20 protein-coding genes are annotated in these 21,589 nt (G+C 66.3%); 7 read left to right on the forward strand and 13 right to left on the reverse strand.

Annotated elements, in window-relative coordinates; translation table 11 throughout:
• Window positions 1-6: 6 nt before the first annotated feature.
• The 5 genes from ppx to AC1RLU_RS07735 all read right to left on the reverse strand — a co-directional run bounded on the left by ppx (window position 7) and on the right by AC1RLU_RS07735 (window position 6,272).
• A complete protein-coding gene (gene ppx / locus AC1RLU_RS07715; RefSeq protein ID WP_282568658.1) occupies window positions 7-1,581 on the reverse strand; it encodes an exopolyphosphatase in 1,575 nt (524 codons plus the stop codon).
• Window positions 1,517-3,712, reverse strand: coding sequence for an RNA degradosome polyphosphate kinase (locus AC1RLU_RS07720; protein WP_061965455.1), 2,196 nt, complete (start codon window positions 3,710-3,712; stop codon window positions 1,517-1,519). The genes ppx and AC1RLU_RS07720 overlap by 65 nt, the downstream gene beginning before the upstream one ends.
• A 121-nt stretch (window positions 3,713-3,833) precedes the next feature.
• Window positions 3,834-4,532 carry a P-loop NTPase family protein gene (locus tag AC1RLU_RS07725; RefSeq protein ID WP_091855438.1) on the reverse strand — a complete coding sequence of 233 codons (699 nt, stop codon included), beginning with the start codon at window positions 4,530-4,532 and terminating at the stop codon, window positions 3,834-3,836.
• Between the two features lie 6 nt (window positions 4,533-4,538).
• Window positions 4,539-5,648 (reverse strand): AI-2E family transporter, encoded by a 1,110-nt coding sequence (locus AC1RLU_RS07730; protein WP_492794828.1) that lies wholly within the window; start codon window positions 5,646-5,648, stop codon window positions 4,539-4,541.
• A gap of 93 nt (window positions 5,649-5,741) precedes the next feature.
• Entirely contained in the window at window positions 5,742-6,272 is a 531-nt protein-coding gene (locus tag AC1RLU_RS07735; RefSeq protein ID WP_091855440.1) for a CDP-alcohol phosphatidyltransferase family protein, read from the reverse strand.
• Window positions 6,273-6,447: 175 nt separating this feature from the next.
• On the opposite strand from AC1RLU_RS07735, the gene purM reads away from it, so the two are divergent.
• Entirely contained in the window at window positions 6,448-7,521 is a 1,074-nt protein-coding gene (purM, locus tag AC1RLU_RS07740; protein ID WP_492794830.1) for a phosphoribosylformylglycinamidine cyclo-ligase, read from the forward strand.
• Window positions 7,522-7,577: 56 nt separating this feature from the next.
• A complete protein-coding gene (gene purN, locus AC1RLU_RS07745) occupies window positions 7,578-8,141 on the forward strand; it encodes a phosphoribosylglycinamide formyltransferase (RefSeq protein WP_492795241.1) in 564 nt (187 codons plus the stop codon).
• On the opposite strand, the gene AC1RLU_RS07750 is transcribed toward purN, so the two are convergent.
• The gene (locus tag AC1RLU_RS07750) at window positions 8,069-8,869 is read right to left on the reverse strand and encodes a helix-turn-helix transcriptional regulator (RefSeq protein ID WP_113587397.1); all 801 of its coding nucleotides are present in this window, start codon (window positions 8,867-8,869) and stop codon (window positions 8,069-8,071) included. The genes purN and AC1RLU_RS07750 overlap by 73 nt on opposite strands.
• 187 nt (window positions 8,870-9,056) lie before the next feature.
• Window positions 9,057-9,404 (reverse strand): hypothetical protein, encoded by a 348-nt coding sequence (locus tag AC1RLU_RS07755; protein ID WP_492794832.1) that lies wholly within the window; start codon window positions 9,402-9,404, stop codon window positions 9,057-9,059.
• A 1,094-nt stretch (window positions 9,405-10,498) separates the two neighbouring features.
• On the opposite strand from AC1RLU_RS07755, the gene AC1RLU_RS07760 reads away from it, so the two are divergent.
• Window positions 10,499-11,341: a MipA/OmpV family protein gene (locus AC1RLU_RS07760; protein ID WP_492794833.1), complete on the forward strand. Its 843-nt coding sequence runs from the start codon at window positions 10,499-10,501 to the stop codon at window positions 11,339-11,341.
• Between the two features lie 112 nt (window positions 11,342-11,453).
• Here AC1RLU_RS07760 and ndk read toward each other — a convergent pair whose 3' ends face one another.
• The gene (gene ndk / locus AC1RLU_RS07765; protein WP_061963812.1) at window positions 11,454-11,876 is read right to left on the reverse strand and encodes a nucleoside-diphosphate kinase; all 423 of its coding nucleotides are present in this window, start codon (window positions 11,874-11,876) and stop codon (window positions 11,454-11,456) included.
• A 164-nt stretch (window positions 11,877-12,040) separates the two neighbouring features.
• On the opposite strand from ndk, the gene AC1RLU_RS07770 reads away from it, so the two are divergent.
• Window positions 12,041-12,175, forward strand: a complete 135-nt coding sequence (locus tag AC1RLU_RS07770; RefSeq protein ID WP_274532841.1) for a hypothetical protein — start codon at window positions 12,041-12,043, stop codon at window positions 12,173-12,175.
• A gap of 42 nt (window positions 12,176-12,217) precedes the next feature.
• Here AC1RLU_RS07770 and AC1RLU_RS07775 read toward each other — a convergent pair whose 3' ends face one another.
• Window positions 12,218-12,472: a hypothetical protein gene (locus AC1RLU_RS07775; protein WP_492794835.1), complete on the reverse strand. Its 255-nt coding sequence runs from the start codon at window positions 12,470-12,472 to the stop codon at window positions 12,218-12,220.
• Window positions 12,473-12,840: 368 nt separating this feature from the next.
• Between AC1RLU_RS07775 and AC1RLU_RS07780 the strand changes: the two genes are divergently transcribed.
• Window positions 12,841-13,227: a DUF2147 domain-containing protein gene (locus AC1RLU_RS07780; protein WP_492794836.1), complete on the forward strand. Its 387-nt coding sequence runs from the start codon at window positions 12,841-12,843 to the stop codon at window positions 13,225-13,227.
• Window positions 13,228-13,358: 131 nt separating this feature from the next.
• On the opposite strand, the gene AC1RLU_RS07785 is transcribed toward AC1RLU_RS07780, so the two are convergent.
• The 4 genes from AC1RLU_RS07785 to gatB all read right to left on the reverse strand — a co-directional run bounded on the left by AC1RLU_RS07785 (window position 13,359) and on the right by gatB (window position 16,696).
• Window positions 13,359-14,066, reverse strand: coding sequence for a glutathione S-transferase N-terminal domain-containing protein (locus AC1RLU_RS07785; protein ID WP_492794837.1), 708 nt, complete (start codon window positions 14,064-14,066; stop codon window positions 13,359-13,361).
• A 119-nt stretch (window positions 14,067-14,185) separates the two neighbouring features.
• Window positions 14,186-14,674, reverse strand: coding sequence for a GNAT family N-acetyltransferase (locus tag AC1RLU_RS07790; RefSeq protein WP_492794838.1), 489 nt, complete (start codon window positions 14,672-14,674; stop codon window positions 14,186-14,188).
• Between the two features lie 29 nt (window positions 14,675-14,703).
• Window positions 14,704-15,210, reverse strand: a complete 507-nt coding sequence (locus tag AC1RLU_RS07795) for a GNAT family N-acetyltransferase (protein ID WP_061963820.1) — start codon at window positions 15,208-15,210, stop codon at window positions 14,704-14,706.
• 4 nt (window positions 15,211-15,214) lie between these two features.
• Entirely contained in the window at window positions 15,215-16,696 is a 1,482-nt protein-coding gene (gene gatB, locus AC1RLU_RS07800) for an Asp-tRNA(Asn)/Glu-tRNA(Gln) amidotransferase subunit GatB (protein WP_492794839.1), read from the reverse strand.
• Between the two features lie 380 nt (window positions 16,697-17,076).
• On the opposite strand from gatB, the gene AC1RLU_RS07805 reads away from it, so the two are divergent.
• Both AC1RLU_RS07805 and AC1RLU_RS07810 read left to right on the forward strand, forming a co-directional pair.
• The gene (locus AC1RLU_RS07805) at window positions 17,077-18,231 is read left to right on the forward strand and encodes an efflux RND transporter periplasmic adaptor subunit (protein WP_492794841.1); all 1,155 of its coding nucleotides are present in this window, start codon (window positions 17,077-17,079) and stop codon (window positions 18,229-18,231) included.
• A 121-nt stretch (window positions 18,232-18,352) separates the two neighbouring features.
• The gene (locus AC1RLU_RS07810) at window positions 18,353-21,544 is read left to right on the forward strand and encodes an efflux RND transporter permease subunit (protein WP_113587390.1); all 3,192 of its coding nucleotides are present in this window, start codon (window positions 18,353-18,355) and stop codon (window positions 21,542-21,544) included.
• Window positions 21,545-21,589 lie beyond the last annotated feature (45 nt).

The raw sequence follows: 21,589 nt of genomic DNA on the forward strand, positions 1-21,589 counted from the left end.
AGCGCTTCAGAGCCTGCCGATCTCGAAATCTCGGCCGAGCAGCTTCGCGAGCTGCTTGAGCCGCCCCTCGACACGCTCGCTCGCCAGCGCCGACAGATCGTCGGGAAAGCGCAGCAGCAGGCGATTGTCGACGCAGGCCGCCGGGATGCGCGGCAGGATGCCCGCCATGCCGGCCGAAAGCAGATAGGCGACGCGGAAGATCGCCGCGATCAGCAGCGCTCGCGCGAGAATGGCCGGCGGCAACAGCGTCTTCAGTCCCGCCGCGCCCGGCGAGCTTGCCTTCATCCCGGCATAGCGGTGGAAGATCGCCAGCGCCAGGAAAGCCCGCCCGACATGGTCGATGCCGGTGAAATAGGCATGGGCGATGACGTTCATGCTCTGCTCGCCGCGATAATCCGGATGGGCGCGCCAGCCGATATCGGAAAGCAGGCAGACGGTCTCGATCATCCGGCCGGAGGGCTCGTCCTGCGGCAGGCCGGCCGTTTCGAGGATGCCGCGGGTCCAATTGATCAGCTCGGCCGCATGGCGCGGATCGCGTGCGCGCAGCAGGTTGTAGTCACGCGCCGCCTGCAAGAGCGGATCGGCATTCTGCTCCTCCGGCGAGAGCTGCTCGTGCAGCAGGCCTTCGCGCACGCCCTGCGCCGAGATGATGATGCCCCGCGGCTTGCCGCGCTTGATCAGCTCATCGAGCACCAGCGCGCCGTAGGCCAGCAGCGGACGGCGGGCCGACGAGACCGAATCGATCGCATCGAGCACCGAGGCATCGGCCCGCTCGACCAGCTTGACGAAATCGGCGACGTCGCGCGTCGGCACGGCATAGCCGTGCATCACGTTGAGCGGATAGGCCATGCGGTGCTGATGAAGGGTGGCGAGCGCGCGCCAGGTCCCACCGACGGCATAGAAGTCCCGCCCCTTCATCGCAGCAAGCTGCGGCAGCTTGTCGAGTTCGTCCTTGACGATTTTCTCGGCAACTCTCAGCGAGCCCTTCGAGCGGTCGAGCAAGGCAAGGCCGCCGAGCGGCACGCTGGCGCCCTGTCCCACCGAACCGCCTTTGACCGAGATCAGCTCCAGGCTGCCGCCGCCGAGGTCGCCGACGACACCGTCCGGCACATCGAAGCCCGAGATCACGCCGAGGCCGGAGAGCACGGCTTCGCGCCCGCCTGAGATCAGTTCGATCGGCTGGCCGATCGCCTCCTCAGCACGCGCGATGAACTCGGGCCCGTTGCTGGCATAGCGCGCCGCCGCCGTCGCGATGACGCGGAGTTCCCCGACATGCATGGCTTCGCAGAGGATGCGGAAGCGGACCAGCGCGTTGATCGCCTTGGCGATGGCATCGTCGGCGAGGCGCCCGGTCGTGGCGACCTGGCGACCGAGACCCGCCATCTCCTTCTCGTTGAAGACCTGGGCGGGCGCGCGCGCCAGCATCTCGTAGACGACAAGACGGACCGAGTTCGAGCCGATATCGACGATGGCGATGGTATGCGAGAGCGCGAGCCGCCCCGGCGCGTGCCTGGGCTCAGGCCTTGCGTCCCCCTCGGCGTGCGAGGGAGCGGGGACTTGAATTGGAGAGCGATTTTCCACGTCCGGACAGACTCGGGTTCGTCATGAAGTACTTATGCGCATTGAACGGCTCTTCGTTCGGCGCGGGGACAATGCGGCGCGAGCCGCCATCGGGCAATATCGTCCAGCTCTGCTCGTTGTCGAGCAGGTTGGCCAACATGATCTGATCCAGCAACTGCTGATGCACCGTCGGATTCAGGATCGGGGTCAGCGCCTCGACGCGGCGATCGAGATTGCGCGGCATCAGATCGGCCGAGGAGATGTAGATCTTGGCCTTGGGTCCGGGCATGCCGTGGCCGGCACCGAAAGCGTAGATGCGCGTATGCTCGAGGAAGCGGCCGATGATCGACTTGACGCGGATATTCTCGGACAAGCCGGGCACGCCCGGCCGCAGGCAGCAGATGCCGCGCACGACGAAGTCGATCTCGACGCCGGCCTGGCTCGCGTCATAGAGCGCGTCGATGATCTCCGGGTCGACCAGCGAATTGCACTTGCCCCAGATCGCGCCCTTGCGGCCGGCCTTCACATGGGCGACCTCCTCGGCGATGTCGGCGAGCAGACGCTGCTTCAGACCAGTCGGCGAGACGGCCATTCGCTCCAGCCCGGCCGGCTCGGCATAGCCGGTGATGAAGTTGAAGACGCGGGCGACGTCCTGCGCGATCACCGGATCGGCGGTGAAGAAGGAGACGTCGGTATAGATGCGCGCCGTGATCGGGTGGTAGTTGCCGGTCGCGATATGGCAGTAGCTGACGAGCTGGCCGGCCTCGCGGCGCACCACCAGCGAGAGCTTGGCGTGGGTCTTGAGCTCGATGAAGCCATAGACGACCTGGACGCCGGCCCGCTCCATCTCCTTGGCCCAGCGGATATTGGCTTCCTCGTCGAAGCGGGCCTTAAGCTCGACCAGTGCCGTCACCGACTTGCCGGCCTCGGCCGCTTCCGTCAGCGCCTTGACGATCGGCGAGTTCGATGAGGTGCGGTAGAGCGTCTGCTTGATCGCGACGACATTGGGATCGCGCGCCGCCTGCTGCAGGAACTGCACGACGACGTCGAAGCTCTCATAGGGATGGTGGACGAGCAGGTCCTTCTGGCGGATCGCAGCGAAGCAATCGCCGCCATGCTCGCGGATACGCTCGGGGAAACGGGCATTGTACGGCTTGAACTTCAGGTCCGGCCGGTCGACGCCGACGAGCTGCGAGAGTTCGGTCAGGCCGATCAGGCCGTTGACCTCGACGACCTCGTCGCTGTCGACCTTGAGCTCGCGCACGATCAAACGGCGCAGATGGTCAGGCATGCCGGTCGAGAGCTCGAGCCGGATCACCACGCCGAGGCGGCGCTGCTTCAGCATGGTTTCGAAGACGCGGACGAGGTCCTCGGCCTCCTCCTCGATATCGAGATCGGAATCGCGGATGATGCGGAAGGAACCCGCCCCCTTCACCTCGTAGCCGGGGAAGAGCTTGCTGATGAACAGCGAGACCGCGTCGTCGAGCGCGATGAAGCGATGCAAACCCTCGCGCGCCAGATCCGGCAATTCGATGAAGCGGTCGATCTTGGTCGGCACGCGGATCAACGCGTCGAGCTGACGGCCATCATTCTTGCGCTCCAGCGCCAGCGCGATGGTGAAGCCCAGATTGGGAATGAAGGGGAAGGGGTGCGCCGGGTCGATCGCCAGCGGCGTCAGCACCGGGAAGATGTAATTGAGGAAGTAGTCCTCCAGCCAGATCCGGTCCTGCGCGCCGATATCGCCGGGCTGGAGCAGGTGAATGCGGTTCTCGTGCAGCTCATGGCGCAATTCGGCCCAGCGCGCCTGCTGGTCGGCGGTCAGTGCCGCGACGGCCTCGCCGATGGCGACGAGTTGGCCGGCTGGCGTCAGGCCATCCTGGCTGCGCGTGGTCACGCCGGCCTTGAGCTGCTCGCGCAGGCCGGAGACGCGGACCATGAAGAATTCGTCGAGATTGTTCGCGGAGATCGAGAGGAAGCGCAGCTGCTCCAGCAGCGGGTGGCTGCGATTGGAAGCCTCCTCCATGACGCGGCGGTTGAACTGGAGCCAGGAGAGCTCGCGGTTCATGAAACGCTCCGGCTGCTGGCGCAGGGGCGCCGCATCAGCCTCGCTGGAGAGCTTCTCCGACTCGTCGATCACCGTGTCGAGGGTCATGCGCTTCACTCGCGTCCTGGTCGTCTTGCCGCTCATGCCGCCGTTGAAGCCATTCTAGTGCGACGGTTCGATGACAAGCGACATGATTTGAAGCATGCGGCCTGCGCAGAGATGGCCGGGTTCAACCCGGCTCCTCCGGGAACAGTTCCGCCAGCGCCTCCTGCACCAGCGGGCGCGTCACCCGGCGTCCGCGTTCGAGCGCGAGCCGGTCGAGCCGATCGACGACCTGCCGCGCGGCGGCGAAGGAACGTTCCATCCGCATGGCCAAGCTGTCGATCACGGCGATATCGACCACGAGCTGGCGGTCGATGAAGAGCTTGACCAGCAGTGCCCGCAGCAGCCCGTCATCCGGCGGTTCGATCGTCGCGGCCGGCGCCAGCCGGAGTCGCGACAGCAGATCCGGCACGCTAACGCCCCAGAGATCGGGCGCGCTTCGCGCCGTCAGCAGCAGGAAGCCGCCGCGCGCCTTGATTGCGTTCATCAGGTGAAACAGGGCTCGCTCGTCGAGGCGGCCGGCATCGCAATCCTCGATCACCAGCGCCCCGCCGGACACGAGGTGGGGCACCTCCGCCTCGTTCAGCTCCGCTGCCGAAATCGTCCAGGCATGGGCGGCGCGGGCCCAGATCGCGGCAAGATGGGTCTTGCCGGCCCCTTCCGGCCCGGTCAAGCGCAGCCAGGCCTCCGGCCAGGCTGGCCAGCTCTCGATCAGGCTGTAAGCCGCCTCGTTGGAAGAGCCGACGAGAAAATCCTCGACGCCATGGCGGCTGTCGACCGGCAGGTCGAAGGCGAGCTGGCGCGGGCGTGGCGGAATGTCGGACATGGCGGCTCAGGCGTCGGCGTCGACGCGCGCCTTTGCCGCCGCAGAGCGGGTGGCATCGCCGCCGTGATAGAGATTGCTGGCGAGATATTGCCTCAGGGCAAAGCGGCAGAGCACGCCGATGACAGCCGCGAGCGGCACGGCAAGCAGCAAGCCCACGAAGCCGAACAGCGAGCCGAAGGCAAGCAGCGCGAACATCAGCCAGACCGGGTGCACGCCGATGGAATCACCGACGAATTTCGGCTGGAAGATATTTCCTTCGAGGAATTGCCCGGCCAGGAAGACGCCGAGCGTCGCCAGCGGCCAGGTCCAGTCCGGCCAGAACTGCACCGTCGCGACACCGACCGAAAGCACCAGCCCGGTCAGCGAGCCGACATAGGGAATGAAGGAGAGGAAACCCGAGATGATGCCGATCAGCGCGCCGAAATTCACGCCGATGACGCTGAGGCCGATCGCATAGAAGCCACCAAGCAGAACGCAGACCAGTGCCTGCCCGCGCAGGAAGCCGGCGATCGCCATGTCCATCTCGTGCAGCAGGCTGCGGATGGTGTCGCGATGGTCGAGCGGCAGCCAGCTATCGACGGTCGCGACCATGCGGTCCCAGTCGACCAGCAGGTAGAAGGCGATGACCGGCGTCAGCACCAGGAGCGAGAACACCCCGACGATGGCTGTGCCGCCGCTCCAAAGCGATTGCAGCAGGCCGCCGACCCATTTCATGCCGTCCCCGACGAGATTGCCGAGCGAGTTCTGCGCTTCCTTGGTCAGGTCGGCGCCGCCGAAGCGCTCCAGCCAGGGCGCCCCCTTCTCCAGCACCAGCGCCTGCAGCTTGGCGGCGTCGCCCGGAAGGCGGGCGACGAGCCCGGCAAGCTGCTGGCCGAGCAGCGGCGCCAGCAGCACCAGCCCCAGCACGAAGATGAGCAGGAATACGACGAGGATGACGATCGTCGCCGCCAACCGGTTCATGCCCATGCGCTCCAGCCTGTCGGCGAGCGGGTCGAGCAGATAGGCCAGCGCCAGTGCCGCGATGAAGGGCAGCATCACGTCCCGCAGCATCACCAGAACCAGGACGAATACGAGAAGGGAGCCGACCCAGAAGCCGATCTGGCGCTGCAACGTCATCGATCAGCCTCTCTCGCGTCTCACGGCCGGCGGGACAAGACAAATGTGCATCGAGGCCCGGGGTTCCAAGCCGCAATGGCGGATAAAGCCCCGTCAACCTGCCATGTGGCGCAGCCAGAAGGCGAGATAGGCCGTCATCGAGGCGACCGTCAACAGAGCGACGAGGAGTTCACAGACCAGAGCGGCAGCGCCGAGCTCGATCCCGAAGGCGCGCGAACCGAGCGCCAGCGCGGCGAAGCCGATCTGCGCGGCAGTGTTGAGCTTGCTGACGACGATCGGCGCGATCGTCAACGGCTTGTCGAGCAGCCAGGACAGGATCACCGCCGACACGATCATCAGGTCGCGCGCGACCACGAGGACGACGAGCCAGACCGGGATCGCGCCGACGATCGCCAGAGTGATGTAGATCGAGACGATCAGCGCCTTGTCGGCGACGGGGTCGAGCCAGGCGCCGAGCTCGCTCGCCATGCCGCAGCGCTTGGCGAGGAAGCCGTCGACCGCATCCGAGATGCCGGCGACGACGAAGAGGATGAAAGCTGCCTGCCAGTTCGCACCGACGATCATGACGATGACCAGCGGCACCAGGAACAGGCGACCGATGGTGATCAGGTTGGGGATCGTCATGGCGGCAGTTTCGCGCGAACCGCGGAAAAGACCAATGCTCTCCGGACAGAGATCCTGCGTCCAGTCGGAATGACGTCGCCTCGCCTGTGAGAAATCGACAAAGCCGGCGCAGATGCCTTGCCAGCGCGGGCGCGCTTGCCTATCGCTCGCGCGAGCAGAAGGAAGGCGAAACGCAATGAGCAAGCCCGGCGCAAACGGACTGACCTATGCGCAGGCAGGCGTCGATATCGACGCCGGCAACGCCATGGTCGACGAGATCAAGCCGCTGGTGCGCGCGACGCGCCGGCCGGGCGCCGATGCGGAGATCGGCGGCTTCGGCGGATTGTTCGACCTCAAGGCCGCCGGCTTCAGCGATCCGATCCTGGTCGCGGCCAATGACGGCGTCGGCACCAAGGTCAAGATCGCCATCGAAAGCGGGCTGCACGCAACGATCGGCATCGACCTCGTCGCGATGTGCGTCAACGACCTGATCGTCCAGGGTGCCGAGCCCCTGCTCTTCCTCGACTATTACGCCACCGGCAAGCTCGATCCGAAGGTCGGCGTCGAGATCGTCCGCGGCATCGCCGATGGCTGCCGCCAGGCCGGCTGCGCATTGATCGGCGGCGAGACCGCCGAGATGCCCGGCATGTATGCCGAGAAGGATTACGACCTCGCGGGCTTCGCCGTCGGCGCGGCCGAACGCGGCACGCTTTTACCGCGCGAGGACCTGAAGCCCGGCGACGTGGTCTTCGGCCTGCCCTCCTCCGGCGTGCATTCGAACGGCTATTCGCTGGTTCGCCGCATCGTCGAGGTCAGCGGTCTCGGCTGGCAGGCGCCCGCCCCCTTCGCTCCCGGAAAAAGCCTCGCCGAGGCGCTGCTGGAGCCGACCCGGATCTATGTGAAGCCGCTGCTGCAGGCGCTGAAGGCGACCGACGGCATCAAGGCGCTGGCGCATATCACCGGCGGCGGCTTCCCCGACAATATTCCGCGCGTCCTTCCGGAGGGGCTCGGCGTCGCGCTCGATCTCACCGCCATCCCGGTCCCGGCCGTGTTCGGCTGGCTTGCCCAGGTCGGCGGCGTCGCCGAACGCGAGATGCTGCGCACCTTCAACTGCGGCATCGGCATGATCGTCGCGGCTGATGCCGGCAAGGCGGATGAGGTTCTCGCCGCGCTGAAGGCCGCAGGCGAAGCGCCGGTGAAGCTCGGCGCGATCGTGCCTGTCGCCAGCGGCGAGGAGCAGGTCAGCTATCGCGGCAAGCTCTCGCTGTGAGCGCCATCCCTCCCCGCAAGCGCGTCGGGGTGCTGATCTCCGGGCGCGGCTCGAACATGGTCTCGCTGGCGCAAGCGGCGCAGGCGCCGGGCTATCCGGCGGAAATCGCGCTGGTCATCTCGAACATTCCCGATGTCGCCGGGCTCGACCGGGCACGCGATTTCGGCATCGCCACGGCGACGGTCGATCATCGCCCCTTCGGCAAGGACCGCGAGGCCTTTGAGCGCGCGGTGGATGAAGCGCTGCGGGTGAACCAGATCGACCTGCTCGTGCTCGCCGGTTTCATGCGGATCCTGACGCCCTGGTTCGTGGCGCGCTGGGAAGGCCGGATGATCAACATCCACCCGTCGCTGCTGCCGCTGTTCAAGGGCACGCATACGCATCGGCAGGCGCTGGAAGCCGGCGTCGCCGAACATGGCTGCTCGGCGCATTTCGTCGTACCGGAACTCGATGCCGGGCCGGTGATCCTGCAGGCGAAGGTGCCGGTCCTGCCCGGTGACGACGAGGAGACGCTGTCGCAGCGCGTCCTCGTCGAGGAGCACAAGCTCTATCCGGCGGCGCTGGCGGAGGTCGCGTCCGGCCGGGCCAAGCTCGAAGGCGGCGTCGTGATCCGCGGCTGAGCCGCAGCATCGCCCTCGCGCTTGCAGCGCTCCCATTCCTCCTTCGCCCTCTCCTCCTCCTTCTGCCAGCGGCGGAAGAGATCGGCACGGCGCGCGGGATAGCGCTCCTCCAGCGCGGCGAGGCCGGTCATGCGGTCGGTGCGGAAATGGCGGAAGGCCTGCCGAAGCTCGCACCAGGCGATGACGACGCGCACGCGCTCGTAGAACGTCATGCCGATCGGCCAGATCATCCGCTGCGTCGCCTGGCCGCTCTCGTCGCTGTAGTGGATCGAGAGCTTGCGGCCGTTGCGGATGGCGGCACGCACGGCTGCGACATCGACCTGATCGGCCGGGACGTCGCCGGGGTGGGAGGCCGCAAACAGCGCACCATCGAGCAGGATCGGCCGCAGATGCGGCGGCAGCACCGCCGCTACCTTGCTGACCACATCCTCGGCCGCACGCGCCAGCACCGGATCGGCCCGCTCGCTGAGCCAGCGCATGCCGACCAGCACGGCCTCGATCTCGTCGGGCGAGAGCATCAGGGGCGGCAGGTCGAAGCCTGCGTCAAGCACGTAGCCGATGCCGGCCTCGCCGCGCACGGGTACGCCCTGGCGCACCAGGGCGCCGATGTCGCGGTAGACCGTACGCACGGAGACGTCGAGCTCGGAAGCCAGCGTCTCGGCCGTCACCGGGCGCCTGCGGCGACGCAGGCTCTGGATCATGTCGAGCAATCGTTCAGCGCGCTGCACGGCGGCGTCTCCCCACTCGTCTCCCGATCCAGCACCCATGCCGTTCGACCGAGACGATCGAACGGGCAACGATGTGGACCTGCGGCAGAATGGCTCGACCGCGCTGACAGCTTCTGTCAGGAGCGTGTCAGCAGCAAGGCGGCCGTCGCGAGAGGGATGCCGCCGGCGAGCCGGCGCAGCCGTCAGTTCAGAACGGGCGCTTCAGCTTGCACTGGTCGATGAACTGCAGACCCTTCTGGCGGGCCGTGTCGTTGAAATAGCCGGTGTCGCGGAAGGCCTGGATCTCGTCCTTGGTCATCGCGTTGACCGTGCCCTTGGCGTAGCAGCTGCAGGGGGTGTGGACGGCTTCGCGCGTGGTGCCCATCAATTGCGACTGCGTGATCAGGCAGGCGTCGAAGGCGCGCAGCTGGATCATGTAGGGGGTCAGGTTCTTCGCCGTCGGGTCGGGCGGCGGCAAGGTCGTCGAGCTGCTTGCGGCATAGGCCGAAACGCTCGCCAGAATCGACAGTCCACCGGCCAGAACGACCGCACCCATCCGCCGCATCTTCATGATTCCGCCTGCCCTTCGAGAACGGAGCGCATCGAAGACCACGATGCCGAGCCCCTGCCCCGGCATGGCCATAGTGCGAGCCCGAGGTCAAGAGGCGGATCATCGCCGGACTACCGATTCATGGGTGGCGCGCGCCAGAGCAGGCGTTCGCAGCACTGGCGGCACAATCCGCTCGGAGCCCGCAGGTTCGGGGCATTTGGGAGGACAGCCTGCCCCTACGCCGACACGGTCAATGCGGCCGTTCCCGGTCCTGCATCGCCTTTCCCGAGAACCGCATGCCCCTTTTCGAGCCAAAGCTTCAGTCGGCCTCGGGCGCACTGTCCGCCAGCTCGAGGAACACGGCCGCACAGAGCAGCCAGAGGATCGCCAGTTCCATGATCGCCGCTGCTCCTGGAGCGCCTTTCGGCCGCCATTCCCGGCCTTGCGATCATTCTCCCCGTCATCGATTAACGGGCGGTATCCGGGCCTGCCCCGACCCGCGCCGCGAGCCCTGCCCGTCGCCTCTAGGCGGCCACAGGCACCGCCAGTCCGAGCTCGACCAGAATGGAGCGCGGGCACAAGCAGCCGAGCTGGCTGGGCGGCGGTCCCCAAGCGCCTTGCCACTCGAGGCCGCCCTGCTTCCACGCTTCGACGACCGCGCGCCACTGCCTCCGCTGTTCGGAGGATTTGCGCCGGCGGACCGAGCCGGAGTTCCTTTTTGCCATGTCAGCCTCACCGTCTAGCTGCGACGCAGCATAAATTGTGCATCGCAACGGAGATAAGAAGCCATCGAGCGATGCGCCACCCTCGTTTCGGCAGGGCCAGTATGCACGCGGAGGCTTGGCAGCCGGAGGCGGAGTGCTGTTTGGCGCTTTCGAACGGCTCGACATGGCGTGTCGGCCAGCCGGCAGCTTGGTCCCGCCTCGCCGCCGGGACAGAGCGAAACCGCGCAGAAGCTGATGGCGCGTGAAAGCCCCCTAAGATCAACCACTTGAAAATGTTGAAGATAACGAAATGGGAACCTTAACCGCGCATTAAACCTCCTCCGCCAGATTGCGGCATACCCTATCGGAGACGCCGTCGCGTCGGAGTTCTGGATCATGCGTTGCGTTGCGTATCTGGCGGGCCTTTCGGCCTGCCTCGCCCTGTCGCTGCCTGGCTATGCCCAGGCCCAGTCGAGCGACTACTCGACCCTGACTTCCCCCCAGTCGGCGCAGAACTGGTACATCACGGTCGGCGCCGGCGTACGCTACCAGCCCGACTACACCGGCTCGGACGATTACGTCTTCCGGGCCCGCCCGATCATCTCGCTGGGCAAGGGCCTGAAGAGCACCTGGTGGAGCGCCGAGGACGATACGATGCTCAGCATCGGCGTCTTCTCCGGCCAGGGCTGGCGCATCGGCTTCTCGGGCGACCTGCTCTGGAAGCGCTCGGCCAAGGTCAATCCGGCCCTCGTGGCAGTGCCTGCAACCAAGTTCGGCGCCGAGCTCGGCGGCTTCGCGGAGTTCTACCCGACCTCCTGGCTGCGCGGCCGCGTCGACCTGCGCCGCGGCGTCGTCGCGCATGACGGCGTCGTCGCCGATTTCAAGCTCGACGCCTTCTCGACCGTCGGACAATGGACGCTCGGCATCGGCCCGCGCATGCGGATCACCTCGGCCGACTACGTCCGGACCTATTTCGGCACCCGCGGCGCCCAGCCGGGCACCGGCGGCCTGCTACAGCGCTACAACGCCGGCGTCCACACGGTCGGCGCCCTGGCGCAAGTGACCTATCACTGGTCCGACCAGCTCAAGACCACGGCCTATGTCGAATACAAGCGCCTTGTCGGCGACGCCACGCGCTCGCCGATCGTCAGGCCGTTCGGCTCACGCGATTCGCTCACCTTCGGCCTGTCGGCGAGCTATTCGTTCGACACGGGAACGAGCTACTCCTTCGGGCTCTGACGAGCCGCCGCGCCATGGCGGGGGCTCCCCCTGCCATGACGTCCCCAAACCGCAAAAGAAAAGGCGGGCCGGATACCGGCCCGCCTTTCTGCTTTTCAAGCTGCGGCTGGGATCAGCCGACGATCTCGTTGCCAGCGAAGAACTGGGCGATCTCGATCGCAGCCGTCTCCGGAGCGTCCGAGCCGTGCACGGTGTTCTCGCCGACCGAGAGGGCGAAGAGCTTGCGGACGGTGCCCTCGGCAGCGTTGGCCGGGTTGGTGGCGCCCATCACTTCGCGATACTTGGCGATGCCGTCCTCGCCTTCCAGAACCTGCACGACCACCGGGCCGGAGGTCATGAACTCGACGAGCTCGCCGAAGAACGGACGGGCCGAGTGGACCGCATAGAAGGTCTCGGCCTGGGCCTTGGTCATCTGGATGCGCTTCTGCGCGACGATGCGCAGGCCGGCCTTCTCGATGACCGCGTTGACCGCGCCGGTGAGATTGCGCTTCGTCGCATCGGGCTTGAGAATGGAGAAGGTACGCTGGACAGCCATCGATCGATCCTTGGAAGGGGTACGGAGAAGGGAAATGTGGCGCGCTTATAGCGACCACCTTCGCACCCTACAAGGCTTGTGCGCCGGGCCATCATGCCCGGAATCCATGAGCCGGCGGATCAATTCCATGTTAGGATCGGGCGTTGACGACAAGGAGCCGATCCATGGTGCTCATTGCTCTCGCCTTCGCCAGCTGCCTGGCAATGCTTTGTCAAATCCTGCTCGTGACACCGGACTCCATCACCCGCGACCGCAGGGGCAACCAGCCCCCGCCTTCCGGCGGCATCGCGGCGTTCTGAACGGCGCAGCAGGGCGGCATCCTCCGGATACCGAGCGTGGCCTCAGTGCCGCGTCAGGAAAGCGCGGGCCTCGCGCAGCGCCGACGCGATCTGATCGCGATCCATTTCCAGCGCCAGTTCCTGACGGTGCGCCGCAGCCCGGGCGCAGCCGCGGGCAAAGGCGACGTTGAACCACATCTGCGCCTTGACCAGATCGACAGCTCCCGCCCGCCCCGAAGCGTGCATCAGTCCGAGTTCGTAATAGGCTTCCGCCGACACCTCCGCCGGGATCACCAGCGAAGCAGGAACAGCGCTCATCTCCATGCGTGCCATGACAACCACCCTCTTGTCGTTGTGCCGGCCACCCGTCCAAAGGCCCCGGCTGATGACTGCGAGAGTGGGTTCGATCTTTAAAATGCCTCCTAAATTTCGCGATGAATCGAGTCTCAACGAGACGTAAGCGGGCGGTTAAATCAACGAAGGATTCACCCCGGAATCGCGAAATTCGCAATAATCTCAATACCCTGATCTTGCGTCACCCTGGGGCGCATTGAGAATGGATTCACCTTGCGCGGCGGAAGCGGCGGAAACCTCTTCCGCTGCGGCAGCTTGGAGACGGGCTCGATCCCGGATATAGTTCATATCTGAACCATGCAGGCATAGCTGGTCGGACACGGGAGGATCGGATGCATCACGGAACCGGATCGAAGCTTGCCGCCTTCGCGACACTGGGCCTGCTGGCGAGCGTCACGACTGCTGCAGCGCAGGACGTGGTCGGCACCTGGGAGCGCGATACCGGCGCCTCGCGCGTGCGCTTCACGAAGTGTGGCGAGGCCCTCTGCGGCTCGCTCTCCTGGCTCAAGGAGACGAACGGGCCGGCCAAGGTCGGCCAGCGCATCTTCTACGACATGAAGCCTAACGGCGCGAACAAGTGGAGCGGCAGCGCCTTCAATCCCGAGGACGGCAAGACCTATTCGGGGACGATGACGCTCTCGGGCAGCACGCTGACCACCGCAGGCTGCGTCATGGGCGGGCTGATCTGCCGCTCGGTGAAGTGGAACCGGATGAACTGACGTTTTGCCGCCAACGGCGGGAAAACGTCATCCTCGGGCGTAGCGAAGCGCAGACCCGAGGATCTCATGCCGGAAGAGGCGACCTCTCGTCCTGAGATGCCCGGGTCAAGCCGGGGCATGACGGCCCGTGTTCAGCGCGCCTTCTGGCCGAACAGGATCGCCTTTTCCTCCGGCGTGCTGATGCCCGCCGGATTGCGCAGCTCTTCGCCGATCTTCAGCCCGCGCTGCACGGCCGGGCGCGCCTGCATGGTCTCCAGCCAGCGCGCGACATTCGGGAACTGCTTCAGATCCTGGCCCTGCTTTTCCCAGCCACGGGCCCAGCCGATGCAGGCCATGTCGGCGATGGAATAATCGCCGCAGATATAGTCGCGGCCTTCGAGACGCTTGTTCAGCACACCATAGAGGCGGTTGGTCTCGTTGGTGTAGCGATCGATGGCGTAGGGCACCTTCTCCGGCGCGTAGAGGCGGAAATGATGGGTCTGGCCGAGCATCGGGCCGAAACCGCCCATCTGCCAGAACAGCCATTCGTCGACTTCGACGCGGCCACGCTCGTCCTGCGGATAGAACTTTCCGGTCTTGCGCCCGAGATATTGCAGGATTGCGCCGGATTCGAAGACCGAGATCGGCTTGCCGCCCGGCCCGTCGGGATCGACGATCGCCGGCATGCGGTTGTTCGGGGATATCGCGAGGAAGTCCGGCTTGAACTGGTCGCCCTTGCCGATGTTCACCGGAACGATGGCGTAGGGCAGCCCGGTCTCCTCGAGCATGATCGTGATCTTGGTGCCGTTCGGCGTCGGCCAGTAATACAGGTCGATCGGCTTGGCGGGGGCTGCGGACATCGGTCGCTTCCTTTCAGGCGGGAGGCCTCGTCTCCGAACCTAGGAAGCTTCCGAAGGCCCCGTAAGGGGCTGCGGTGCGCTTTCGGCGCGACCGCGCCATGCCCTGACGGCGGGCTCGCTCAGGGCGAGAGCGCCATCTTGAAGCCTTCGTGGCTCTGCTCGAAGCCGAGGCCAGCGTAGAAGCGATGCGCGTCGGGCCGGGCCTTGTGCGAGGTCAGTTCGACGAGGCCGACGCCCTTCTCCGCGGCGAAGGCAAGCGCATGGCGCATCATGATCGCGCCGATGCCGCGGCCACGGCATTCCGGCGCGACATGGACGCTCTCGATCTTGGCGCGGATGCGCCCGCGCTCGGCCAGGCCCGGCAGAATGGTGATCTGGTAGGTGCCGATGACCTTGCCTTCATGTTCTGCGACGAAGAGCGTGTTGTAGGGGTTGGCCGCGATCACATCGAAGGCCTTGAGATAGACCGGGTCCTGCGCCTCGGCCACGATCTCTCCCGGCGTGCGCTTCTGCACGGAAGCGCCATGCATGATCAGCGCTGCGACGCGCGATACGTCGGCCCTGACCGCCTCGCGCATGCGGATTTCGGAAGCGTCGGTTTTCGTCATAGGCCTGTCTCGTTTGTTGGGTGCCTGCGTCAGGCGACGAAGAGGCGCTTCGCCATCAGGAGCGTATTGGGCGTATCGTCACGCCCGTCGAAGCGCGCCTGCCTTTGCAGGAAGAAGCCCATACGCTCGTAGAAGGTGATGGCCGGCTCGTTCTGGCTCTCGACCTCGAGCCGCGCCACCGGCGCCTCCGGAAAGCAGGCCAGCGCGACCTGCAGCAGAGTGCGCCCGATGCCGACGCCCTGCCGGGTCGGCAGGACATAGAGCCGCGTCAGCAGGGCCGCGCCGTCACGCTCCTGCCGGGCCGAGGCCGTCGCGACGATCTCCTCGCCGACCAGCGCGACGAGGAAGACACCCTCGTCGCGCCCGAGCTGCGCCTTCAGGTTCTCGAGAGAGTGCCAGGCATTGGTGATCTCGGCGACGCGCTGCCAGCCATAGATCCCGTCATAGGTGGCGTGCCAGGTCTCGACCAAAAGCGCCCTGACCGCCGGGAGATCGGCGGCTTCGGCGTCGCGGATGACGAGATCGGCTGGCGTCACATGATCACTCGATGCCGAGTTTCTGCTTCAGGATCTCGTTCAGGGCCTGCGGATTGGCCTTGCCACCCGAGGCCTTCATGGCCTGGCCGACGAACCAGCCCAGCATGGTCGGCTTGGCCTTGACCTGTTCGACCTTGTCGGGATTGGCGGCGATCAGTTCGTCCACGGCCTTCTCGATGGCGCCGGTGTCAGTGACCTGCTTCATGCCGCGGGTCTCGACGATCTCGCGCGGGTCGCCGCCCTCGGTCCAGAGGATCTCGAACAGGTCCTTGGCGATGCGGCCGGAGATGACGCCCTCACCGATCAGGTCGACGAGCCCGCCGAGCTGCGCGGCCGAGACGGGCGAGGTCGTGACGTCCTTGCCTTCCTTGTTGAGGCGGCCGAACAATTCGTTGATGACCCAGTTGGCGGCGGCCTTGCCGTCGCGCCCCTTGGCGACCTCCTCGAAATAATCGGCCTGCTCGCGCTCGGCGACCAGCACCGAGGCGTCATAGGGCGAGAGCCCGTAAGTCGCGATGAAGCGCGCCTTCTTGGCGTCCGGCAGTTCCGGCAGCGCGCCCTTCAGGCTCTCGACGAAGGCATCGTCGAATTCGAGCGGCAGCAGGTCCGGGTCGGGGAAGTAGCGGTAATCGTGCGCTTCTTCCTTGGAGCGCATCGAGCGCGTCTCGCCCTTGCCGGGATCGTAGAGACGGGTTTCCTGATCGATCGTGCCGCCATCCTCGATGATGCCGATCTGGCGGCGCGCCTCGGTCTCGACCGCCTGGCCGATGAACCGGATCGAGTTGACGTTCTTGATCTCGCAGCGCGTACCGAGCGGGTCGCCGGGCTTGCGGACGGAGACGTTGACGTCGGCGCGCAGGTTGCCCTTCTCCATGTCGCCGTCGCAGGTGCCGAGATAGCGCAGGATGGTGCGCAGCTTGGTGACATAGGCCTTGGCCTCCTCGGCCGAGCGCAGGTCGGGCCTGGAGACGATCTCCATCAGCGCGACGCCGGAACGGTTGAGGTCGACGAAGCTCATCGTCGGGTGCTGGTCGTGGATCGACTTGCCGGCATCCTGCTCCAGATGCAGCCGCTCGATGCCGACGGTGATCTGCTCGGTCGGCGACAGGTCGACCACGATCTCGCCCTCGCCCACGATCGGGCTCTTGTACTGGCTGATCTGGTAGCCCTGCGGCAGGTCCGGGTAGAAGTAGTTCTTGCGATCGAAGACCGAGCGGTTGTTGATCTGCGCGTTGAGGCCCAAGCCCGTACGCACCGCCTGCCTGACGCATTCCGCATTGATCACCGGCAGCATGCCCGGCATGGCGGCATCGACGAGGCTGACATGCTCGTTCGGCTCGGCACCGAAACCGGTCGAGGCGCCGGAGAACAGCTTGGCATTGGAGGTGACCTGGGCATGGATTTCCATGCCGACCACGATCTCCCAATCGCCGGTCGCGCCCTTGATCAGCTTCTTCGGGTCGGCGGGGCGGGCATGCGCGTTCATCTGGACTCTTCCGGCTGATAGAGTCGGATCCGATCACGTCGAAACCTGATCGATGAATCCGTCTCCAAGTTATATTAGAGGACGCGTGACCCGATCATATTGCAACGCAATCTGATCGGCGCGTGCTCCAGCGCCTACGCGTTACGATGTCGGCGGGCGGGCGGCAAGCATCCGTTGCACCGGCACGGCACTCACGAGAGGCGAAAATGGCCCACCGCGTTGCGCTCCTGCAACCAGATGGCGGGAATGTGGCTTATGTGGCGCTATATCGCGCCGATTGACGGGTGATGGTTCTTGACATTCGTCACTCGCCACCCCTTCTTGCGCAAAATGCCGGAAACCCTCATTGGTTGGGCCGGCTCGTTACCCGGAGTTCCGTCATGTCACGCAGCCGTTTCATCGGTCTGGTGCTCACCGCCATCTTCACGTCGACCGCCCTGACGGCTTTCGACGCCGCCGCACAGGGGGCTCCTCCGGCCCCTCCGGTCCAGAACGCCAACCCGCTCGCCAAGCGCATCACCAACTGGGACGAGTACACCGGTCGCTTCGAGGCCAGTGAACAGGTCGACGTGCGCGCCCGCGTCTCCGGCTTCATCGACAGCGTGCATTTCTCCGACGGCTCGCTCGTCCAGAAGGGCGACCTGCTCTTTACCATCGATCAGCGGCCTTACAAACTGGCCGTCGACGTGGCCCGCGCCGAAGTCGCGCGCGCCAAGGCCCAGGTCGAGCTCGCCCAGAACGAAGTCGAGCGCGCCGAGGGCCTGACCCAGAACCGCACGATCACGGCGCGCGACGTTGACCAGCGCCGCGCCAACCTGAACAGTGCGGTCGGGTCGCTGCAGGGTGCCGAGGCGAACCTGAAGAACGCCGAGCTCAACCTCGAATGGACCGAGGTGCGCGCGCCGCTCGCCGGGCGCATCTCGAACCGCCGCGTCGATCCGGGCAACCTGATCGCCGGCGGCCAGTCGGGCGCTTCGCTGCTGACGACCATCGTCGCGGTCGCGCCGATCTACTTCACCTTCGACGTCTCGGAAGCCGATTACCTGCGCTATGCCCGGATGAGCAATCCGCGCGACGGGGCCAGCAAGGATGCCGGGACGGTGGTCGAGGTGCGCCTGTCCGACGAACCCAAATGGGGCCGCCGCGGCAAGGTCAACTTCCTCGACAACGCGCTCAACGCCCGTTCGGCGACGATCCGCGGCCGCGCCGTGTTCGAGAACAAGGACCAGTTCCTGACGCCGGGCGTGTTCGGGCGCCTGCGCTTCTACGCCGGCGAATCCGACGCGCTGCTGGTGCCGGACACGGTCATCGCCTCGGACCAGGCCCACAAGATCGTGTTGACGCTCGGCCCCGAGAACAAGGTCGTGCCGAAGCCGGTCGTGCTCGGGCCGCTCAGCGAAGGTCTCAGGGTGATCCGGTCCGGGCTGACGCCCGAGGACAAGGTGATCGTCGGCGGCACCGCCAACCCGATGGTCCGCCCGGGCGTCACCGTCGCCCCGCAGCCCGGCGAGATCAAGGTCGCGACGACCAACTGAGCGCCTGCCGCACCGGCTTTCCGCAAAAGCCGGTGCCCGCCTCTCGGGCCCTGCCTGGCCCGGCATCGAAACACGGACGCCACCGGGCGCCCGCCCGCCTTATTCCGGCCAGGACATTCCCATGTTCCGCTTCGCCCATTTCTTCATCGACCGGCCGATCTTCGCCACCGTGCTCTCGGTGCTGCTGACGATCGCCGGCGCCATTGCGCAGCGCTCGCTGCCGATCGCCGAATATCCCGAGATCGCGCCGCCGACGGTGTCGATCACCGCGACCTATCCCGGCGCCTCGGCCGAGACGGTGGCCGCCACGGTGGCGACGCCGATCGAGCAGGAGGTGAACGGCGTCGACGACATGCTCTACATCACGTCGCAGTCGACCGGCGACGGGCGCGTGACCATCAACGTCGTGTTCAAGGCCGGCGTCGATGTCGACCAGGCCCAGGTGCTGGTGCAGAACCGCGTCTCGCAGGCCGAAGCGCGCCTGCCGGCGGAGGTGCGCCAGCTCGGCCTGCAGGTGCGCAAGGCCTCGCCCGACTTCCTGATGGTCATCAACATGATCTCGCCGGACGGGTCGCGCGACGCGCAGTACATCTCCAACTACGCCTCGCTCTACGTGAAGGACGTGCTGACCCGCGTCGACGGCGTCGGCGACGTGCAGGTCTTCGGCGCACGCGACTTCTCGATGCGCATCTGGCTGGACCCGGCCAAGGTGGCGGCGCGCAACCTGACGGCCGGCGACGTCGTCGCCGCGCTCCGGGCGGCGAACGTCCAGGTCGCGGCCGGCGCGCTGAACCAGCCGCCGGCGAAGTCGGACGAGGCCTTCCAGCTCTCGGTCAACACGCTCGGCCGCCTGACGGATATCTCCGAGTTCGAGAACATCGTCGTGCGCTCGGACGCCGATGGCGGCACGATCCGCGTCCGCGATATCGCCCGCGTCGAGCTCGGCTCGCAGGACTACACCACCAACGCCTATCTCGATAACAAGAACACCGTCGCCATCGGCGTCTTCCAGCGCCCGGGCTCGAACGCGCTCGCGACCTCGGACAAGCTGATCGCGACGATGGCCGACATGGCCAAGCAGTTCCCGGTCGGCCTCGAGCATCGCATCATCTACAACCCGACCGAGTTCATCGGCGAATCCGTCGACGCCGTCGTGCGGACGCTGCTCGAAGCGGTCGTGCTCGTCGTGATCGTGGTCATCCTGTTCCTGCAGACCTGGCGCGCCGCGATCATCCCGATCGTCGCGATCCCGGTCTCGCTGGTCGGCACCTTCCTGGTGATGAGCGCGGTCGGCATCTCCTTCAACACGATCTCGCTGCTGGCGCTCGTGCTGGCCATCGGCATCGTCGTCGACGACGCGATCGTCGTGGTGGAAAATGTCGAGCGTTATCTGGCCGAGGGCATGACGCCCAAGGAAGCCGCGCACAAGACCATGGACGAGGTCGGCGGCGCGCTGCTCGCCATCGCGCTCGTGCTTTGCGCGGTGTTCATCCCGACCGCCTTCATCAGCGGCCTGCAGGGCACGTTCTACCAGCAGTTCGCGGTGACGATCGCAGCCTCGACGGCAATCTCCTGCTTCGTCTCGCTGACGCTCTCGCCAGCGATGTCGGCGGTCCTGCTCAAGGCGCACAAGAAGCATGACGAGCACGAGCAGCACGGCTTCCTCTACAAGCTGGGCGCGCCGGTCCGCTGGTTCTTCCACTATTTCAACGCCGGCTTCGACTGGCTGTCGCGAACCTATGGCCGCGTCACCTCGCGGCTCATCCGGATCGCGGTGATCCTGCTGATCGTCTATTCCGGTCTGATCGCGGCAACCGTCTACGATATCCGCAAGACCCCGACCGGCCTCGTGCCGCAACTCGACCGCGGCTATTTCATCGCCGTGATCCAGTTGCCGCCGGGTTCCTCGCTGCAACGTACCGACACGGTGCTGCGCAAGGCCAACGAGATCCTGCAGTCGCGCCCCGGCGTGGCGCATACCGTCGCCTTCGCCGGCCTCGACGGCGCGACCTTCACGATCGCGCCGAACGCGGGCGTCGCCTTCGTCACCCTCTCTCCGTTCAAGGATCGCGAAAAGCAGGGCCTGACCACACAGGGCATCCTGAACGATCTGCGCCAGCAGATGTTCGGGATCACCGAGGCCTTCACCCTGCTGATCGAGCCGCCGGCCATTCCGGGCATCGGCACCGGCGGCGGCCTGAAGGGCTACGTGCAGGATCGCGGCGGACGCGGGCTTGCGGCGCTTGAGGGGGCGGCCTGGACCGTCGCCGGCTCGGCCGCGCAGGTCCCGGGCATCCAGCAGCCCTTCACGCTGTTCTCGACCAAGACGCCGCAGATCTATGCCGATATCGACCGCACCAAGGCGGAGATGCTCGGCGTGCCGGTGACGCGCATCTTCGAGACCCTGTCGGTCTATATGGGCTCGGCCTATATCAACGACTTCAACCTGCTGGGCCGCACCTTCCGCGTCACGGCGCAGGCCGACAACCCGTTCCGCCTGACCACGCGCGACGTCGCCACGCTCAAGACCCGCAATGCGGATGGCGAGATGGTGCCGATCGGCTCGGTCGCGTCCTTCCATGACACGACCGGCGCCTATCGCGTGCCGCGCTACAACCTGTATCCGGCGGCGGAGGTGCAGCTCTCGATGGCGCACGGCTTCTCGACCGGACAGGGCATCGCGGCGGTCGAGAAGATCGCGGCGGAGCGGCTGCCGGCCGGCTTCGGCTTCGAATGGACCGAGATCGCGCTGCAGGAGAAGCTCGCAGGCAACACCGCGGTGATCGCCTTCGGGCTGGCGGTGGTGTTCGTCTTCCTGCTGCTGGCGGCGCTCTACGAAAGCTGGCTCCTGCCGCTCTCGGTCATTTTGATCGTGCCGATGTGTATCCTGGCCGCGATGTTCGGGGTGAACTACGCCGGGCTCGACCGCAACATCCTGGTGGATATCGGCCTTGTCGTGCTCGTCGGCCTTGCAGCCAAGAACGCGATCCTGATCGTCGAGTTCGCCAAGCAGGCCGAGGACGAGGGCATGCACCGCCGCGACGCGGCAATCGCAGCCGCCAAGACCCGCCTGCGGCCGATCCTGATGACCTCGATGGCCTTCATCCTCGGCGTGCTGCCGCTGACAGTCTCGGTCGGTGCCGGCGCCGAGATGCGCCAGGCGATGGGCATCGCGGTGTTCTCCGGCATGCTGGGCGTGACCTTCTTCGGCCTCATCTTCACGCCGGTGTTCTACGTAATGGTGCGCTGGCTGGCGGATCTGCGCGGGACGAAGCGCAAGGCCGCGGCGGGGCAGCCGACCGGGGCGCATTGAGGCCACGGAAGGCCCGGGACAACCAAACAAGAAAGGGGCCGCAGC

The organism is Allobosea sp. GW822-FHT05A11, from assembly GCF_058800455.1.

Excerpts from the sequence above, each read along its gene's own strand:
- AC1RLU_RS07720 (WP_061965455.1), bottom strand. The coding sequence starts at position 3,712 with ATGACCCTCGACACGGTGATCGACGAGTCGGAGAAGCTCTCCAGCGAG.
- purN (WP_492795241.1), top strand. The coding sequence starts at position 7,578 with ATGGTCTCGCTGGCGCAAGCGGCGCAGGCGCCGGGCTATCCGGCGGAA.
- AC1RLU_RS07755 (WP_492794832.1), bottom strand. The coding sequence starts at position 9,404 with ATGGGTGCGGTCGTTCTGGCCGGTGGACTGTCGATTCTGGCGAGCGTT.
- AC1RLU_RS07810 (WP_113587390.1), top strand. The coding sequence starts at position 18,353 with ATGTTCCGCTTCGCCCATTTCTTCATCGACCGGCCGATCTTCGCCACC.
- AC1RLU_RS07725 (WP_091855438.1), bottom strand. The coding sequence starts at position 4,532 with ATGTCCGACATTCCGCCACGCCCGCGCCAGCTCGCCTTCGACCTGCCG.
- AC1RLU_RS07730 (WP_492794828.1), bottom strand. The coding sequence starts at position 5,648 with ATGACGTTGCAGCGCCAGATCGGCTTCTGGGTCGGCTCCCTTCTCGTA.
- AC1RLU_RS07760 (WP_492794833.1), top strand. The coding sequence starts at position 10,499 with ATGCGTTGCGTTGCGTATCTGGCGGGCCTTTCGGCCTGCCTCGCCCTG.
- gatB (WP_492794839.1), bottom strand. The coding sequence starts at position 16,696 with ATGAACGCGCATGCCCGCCCCGCCGACCCGAAGAAGCTGATCAAGGGC.
- AC1RLU_RS07790 (WP_492794838.1), bottom strand. The coding sequence starts at position 14,674 with ATGACGAAAACCGACGCTTCCGAAATCCGCATGCGCGAGGCGGTCAGG.
- AC1RLU_RS07775 (WP_492794835.1), bottom strand. The coding sequence starts at position 12,472 with ATGAGCGCTGTTCCTGCTTCGCTGGTGATCCCGGCGGAGGTGTCGGCG.
- AC1RLU_RS07785 (WP_492794837.1), bottom strand. The coding sequence starts at position 14,066 with ATGTCCGCAGCCCCCGCCAAGCCGATCGACCTGTATTACTGGCCGACG.
- ndk (WP_061963812.1), bottom strand. The coding sequence starts at position 11,876 with ATGGCTGTCCAGCGTACCTTCTCCATTCTCAAGCCCGATGCGACGAAG.
- purM (WP_492794830.1), top strand. The coding sequence starts at position 6,448 with ATGAGCAAGCCCGGCGCAAACGGACTGACCTATGCGCAGGCAGGCGTC.
- AC1RLU_RS07735 (WP_091855440.1), bottom strand. The coding sequence starts at position 6,272 with ATGACGATCCCCAACCTGATCACCATCGGTCGCCTGTTCCTGGTGCCG.
- AC1RLU_RS07770 (WP_274532841.1), top strand. The coding sequence starts at position 12,041 with ATGGTGCTCATTGCTCTCGCCTTCGCCAGCTGCCTGGCAATGCTTTGT.
- AC1RLU_RS07805 (WP_492794841.1), top strand. The coding sequence starts at position 17,077 with ATGTCACGCAGCCGTTTCATCGGTCTGGTGCTCACCGCCATCTTCACG.
- AC1RLU_RS07780 (WP_492794836.1), top strand. The coding sequence starts at position 12,841 with ATGCATCACGGAACCGGATCGAAGCTTGCCGCCTTCGCGACACTGGGC.